The sequence below is a fragment of the Streptomyces sp. NPDC056948 genome (assembly GCF_042674225.1).
Taxonomy (GTDB): domain Bacteria; phylum Actinomycetota; class Actinomycetes; order Streptomycetales; family Streptomycetaceae; genus Streptomyces; species Streptomyces purpurascens.
In genome coordinates this window covers 1-4,157 of the sequence record NZ_JBHUQX010000605.1, presented here as the reverse complement: position 1 = coordinate 4,157, position 4,157 = coordinate 1, and the positions used below count along the sequence as shown (strand labels likewise).

Below are 4,157 nucleotides of genomic sequence, written 5' to 3'. Positions count from 1 at the left end.
GCGCCCCCCTCCACGGGGGGCGCGGCGGTGTCGTGACGGGTGGCCATACGGGTCACTGATCCAGCTTGTTGTCGATGGTCTTGACCGCGGACTCCCAGGCCTCCTTGGCCGACTTGCCCTTCGTCACCAGGATCACGCCGTTGTCCGACAGGCCCTGCATGATGATCTGGTCCTTCGGGCCGATCACCTGGACCGGGGCGGCCTTGGCGGCCTCCGCGAAGATCGGGCCGATCTCCTGCTTACCCGTCATCTCGTTCGTGGCGCCCGTCACTTCGGGCATCGTGTAGGAGGACGGGGCGCTCGGGAAGCTGGCCTGCACCTTGAACAGCTTCGCCTGCTGCTCCGGCGCGGTCAGCCAGGCCACGAACTTCTGGGCCTCCTTCACGTGCTTGCCGCTCTTCGGCACGGTGAGGAAGGTGCCGCCCCAGTTGCCGCCCTTGGGCGCCTCGGCCACGGCCCACTTGCCGGCCGCGTCAGGCTTCGCGTTGCCCTTGATCGTGCCCAGCATCCACGGCGGGCAGGCGATCGTGGCGAACTTGTTGTTGGCGATCGTGGAGTTCCAGGACGGCTGGAACTGCGTCTGCGACTGCACCAGGCCCTTCTCGGCGGCCTCGGAGGTCAGGTCGAAGGCGGCCTTCACGGCAGGGTTGGTCTTGTAGATGACCTTGCCGGAGGAGTCGTAGAACTTCTCCTTCTCGCTGCCCAGGATCGCGTTGATCAGACCGCCGGGGGAGTCCATGAAGAAGGTGCCGTCGGGAGCCTTCGACTTGTAGCGCTCGCCGACGTCGACGAGCTTGGCCCAGTCACCGGCCCACAGCTTGCCGACCTCGGCCGGGTCGGTGGGCAGACCGGCCTGCTTGAAGAGGTCCGTGCGGTAACAGATCGCCATCGGACCGACGTCGGTGCCGAGCCCGACCGTCTTGCCGTCCTTCGTCGTGGCCTGCTGCCACTTCCAGTCCAGCCAGTTGCTCTTGCTCACGCCCGAGATCTTGGACATGTCCTCGAGCTTGTCGGCCTGGGTGGCCGTGACCTCGGCGATGTTGGCGACTTCGACGGCCTGGACGTCCAGCAGACCGCTGTTGGTGGTGAGGTGGTTCAGCAGCGCCGGGTAGTAGTTCTCGTTCCGCTCGACGACGTTCTGAGCGATCTTGATCTTCGGGTTGAGCTTCTCGTACTCGTCGTAGAGGCCGGCTTCCTTGAAGCCCATGGTGCCGAAGAGGCCCACCGAGATCGTGGTCTTGCCGCTGCTGTCGCCGGACGAGGAGCCGGAACTGTCGTCGCCGCCGTCGTCGGCACAGCCGGCCAGCAGCCCGGCGCCCAGCGACGCGACGGCCGCGACGACCATCGCCTTGCGGGCGGTTCGGATGCGTGCTCGCATGTCGTCCTCCTGTTGCCCTGACGTGCCGACCCCCCGGCCAACTGCATTGTTGGACCCGTTTTTACTCGCTTCGGCTCGGGCGGGGAACGTGCGGGTTGTGTATGTGTCAGGTACTGTGGGAGCGCTCCCACCAGTGATGTGTTGAAGGTTCGCGGGTCGGGGCGGGGGTGTCAAGGGACCGGACAGGGAGAGATGCGTTCAGTTATCGGGCCGTTAACTGGACCCGGCCCGAGGCCCGTTGCGGCCCGGGCCGGCGGTATCGAGCCGGTCGGACCGGCTCGTCGGGCCCAAGCGGAAGGCCGGGGGTGACAAGCCCTCGGTGGCGGTCATCAGAGCCGACGAGCCTGTTAAATTCCAGGCCAGCCGCAGAGTGCGGGTGTGGACGGGAAGGCGGAGCCCATGGCAAGCCACGGAGCGCGGGGCCGAAGCGGTGGCCGGCCCACCCTCGAAGAGGTGGCGGCGCGCGCCGGTGTCGGCCGCGGCACCGTCTCCCGGGTGATCAACGGCTCACCCCGGGTCAGCGACGCGACCCGCGCGGCCGTCGAGGCGGCGGTCGCGGAGCTCGGATACGTCCCGAACACCGCCGCGCGAGCCCTGGCGGCGAACCGTACGGACGCGATCGCGCTGGTCGTCCCCGAGCCGGAGACCCGGTTCTTCGCGGAGCCGTACTTCTCGGACATGCTCAAGGGCGTCGGGACGGCGCTCTCCGAGACGGAGATGCAACTCCTGCTGATCTTCGCGGGCAGCGACCGTGAACGCCGCCGCCTCGCCCAGTACTTGGCGGCCCACCGGGTGGACGGCGTCCTGCTGGTCTCCGTGCACGCGGACGACCCGCTGCCCGACCTGCTGGCCCAGCTCGAGATACCGGCGGTGATCAGCGGCCCGCGTTCGTCAGCGGAGACGCTCCCGTCGGTCGACTCGGACAACTACGGCGGCGCCCGCCAAGCCGTCGAGCACCTGCTGTCCGGTGGCCGCCGCCAGATAGCCCACATCACCGGACACCTCGACGTCTACGGTGCCCAGCGCCGTATCGACGGCTACCGGGAGGCCCTGAGCGACGCGGGCCACGAGGCGGACGAGGCGCTGATCGAGGCGGGCGACTTCACGGAGGAGGGTGGCCGTCGCGCCATGGCGGCCCTGCTGGAGCGCCGCCCCACCCTGGACGCGGTCTTCGCCGCCTCCGACGTCACCGCGGCCGGTGCCCGCCAGGCCCTGCGCGAGGCGGGCCGCCGCATCCCCGACGACGTGGCGCTCGTCGGCTACGACGACTCCGCGATCGCCCGCCACATGGAGCCGCCCCTCACCAGCGTCCGCCAGCCCATCGAGGAGATGGGCCACAGCATGATCGACCTCCTCCTCACGGAGATCGCCGACCGCCGCCCCTCGGCCTCCCGTGGTCTGGAGCGACGCCAGATGGTCCTGGCCACGGAGCTGGTGCCCCGGTCGTCGTCGTGACGGGGGTTTCCGCGGACAGGACTCCGGCCGCGGGAGTCACGTCCTGACCGGTGCCGGCCGCCGGAGCAGATAGGCGGCCGCCGTCGAGACCAGGACGGCCATGCACGCGATGAACACCAGGCCCGCCCCCTCCAGGCCGATCGGGCCGGTCAGCAGGCCTACGCCGATCACCGGGACCGAGATGCCCGCGTAGGCCACCACGAACAGGGTCGAGATCACCGCGGCGCGCTGGTGTTCGGGCGAGGCCCCGGCCACCTCGGACAGCGCGCCGCGGAACGCCAGCCCCTGCCCGGCCCCGCCGATGAGCGCGCTCAGCACCACCAGCGCCATCAGGTCCCACCGCAGCGCGCCCGCGAGCAGGGCGAGCCCGGCGAGGAGCCCGGCGCAGCCCAGGGGGAGGGAGCGCCGTACACCGACCCGGCCGACCGCGAGTTGGCCGGCGGTCGAGGCGAAGAAGGCCAGCGCGACGATCAGCCCGCTCACGGCGTGGTCGGTCACGCCCAGGGACTCGGCGAGGAACTCCGGGCTGACCGACGTGAACACCCCGAACAGCGCGAACCCCACGAAGGAGGCGGTCGCCGCGGGTCCGAACACCGCCCGCACCCGCGGGGGCAGGGCGGGCCGCTCGGGCCGTACGGTGCGCGGCGGCCGCCGCTCCCGCACGGTCTCCGCGAGCCGCAGCAGGACGGCGGCGGAGGTGGCCACCAGGACGAGGTGCGTGACGAACGGCAGATACAGCGGCCAGGGGGCGTACTGCGCGAGCACCCCGGACAGCAGCGGACCGCAGCCCAGTCCGCCCATGTTGGCGGCGGTCGCCACGAACGTGGCCCGGGAGGCACCGCCCTCGGGCGCCAGCTCCATCACGTACGCGGTGGCCGCGCCGGTGAACAGCCCGGCGGACAGTCCCGACAGCAGCCGCCCCGCGTACAGCCAGCCGAGCCCGGTGGCGCACAGGAAACAGACGGCGCTCGCCGCGGCGAGGCCCAGGCCGCACAGCAGCACCGGGCGTCTGCCCACGGTGTCCGAGGCGTTGCCGACCAGCAGCAGCACGCCGATGACCCCGAAGGCGTACAGGGCGTACACCACGGTCACCGTCAGCTCGGAGAACCCGAACTTGTCCTGGTAGAGGGGGTAGAGAGGGGTCGGCAGCGTGGTGCCGGCCATGCAGACGGCGAACACGACCCCGCTGAGCACACACGCGCGCCACCCTCGGCGTCCACCGTCCATGCCGCGACGGTAGCCCCGCCTGCCGTGTCGCCCCGGAGAGGCGCGCAAAAAGCTTCAGCCGGTGGCTTCATCGAAGCCACCGGCTGATTACTCAGGG

At 70.7% G+C, this 4,157-nt stretch carries 3 protein-coding genes; 1 reads left to right on the top strand and 2 read right to left on the bottom strand.

All coding sequences use genetic code 11. The features are described 5' to 3' along the window. Window positions 1-52: 52 nt before the first annotated feature. Window positions 53-1,378: an ABC transporter substrate-binding protein gene (locus ACFTZL_RS42015; protein WP_382595013.1), complete on the bottom strand. Its 1,326-nt coding sequence runs from the start codon at window positions 1,376-1,378 to the stop codon at window positions 53-55. A gap of 399 nt (window positions 1,379-1,777) precedes the next feature. On the opposite strand from ACFTZL_RS42015, the gene ACFTZL_RS42010 reads away from it, so the two are divergent. Continuing rightward, window positions 1,778-2,833, top strand: coding sequence for a LacI family DNA-binding transcriptional regulator (locus ACFTZL_RS42010; protein WP_382595011.1), 1,056 nt, complete (start codon window positions 1,778-1,780; stop codon window positions 2,831-2,833). Window positions 2,834-2,869: 36 nt separating this feature from the next. On the opposite strand, the gene ACFTZL_RS42005 is transcribed toward ACFTZL_RS42010, so the two are convergent. Beyond that, a complete protein-coding gene (locus ACFTZL_RS42005; RefSeq protein WP_382595008.1) occupies window positions 2,870-4,060 on the bottom strand; it encodes an MFS transporter in 1,191 nt (396 codons plus the stop codon). Window positions 4,061-4,157 lie beyond the last annotated feature (97 nt).

Excerpts from the sequence above, each read along its gene's own strand:
- ACFTZL_RS42010 (WP_382595011.1), top strand. The coding sequence starts at position 1,778 with ATGGCAAGCCACGGAGCGCGGGGCCGAAGCGGTGGCCGGCCCACCCTC.
- ACFTZL_RS42015 (WP_382595013.1), bottom strand. The coding sequence starts at position 1,378 with ATGCGAGCACGCATCCGAACCGCCCGCAAGGCGATGGTCGTCGCGGCC.
- ACFTZL_RS42005 (WP_382595008.1), bottom strand. The coding sequence starts at position 4,060 with ATGGACGGTGGACGCCGAGGGTGGCGCGCGTGTGTGCTCAGCGGGGTC.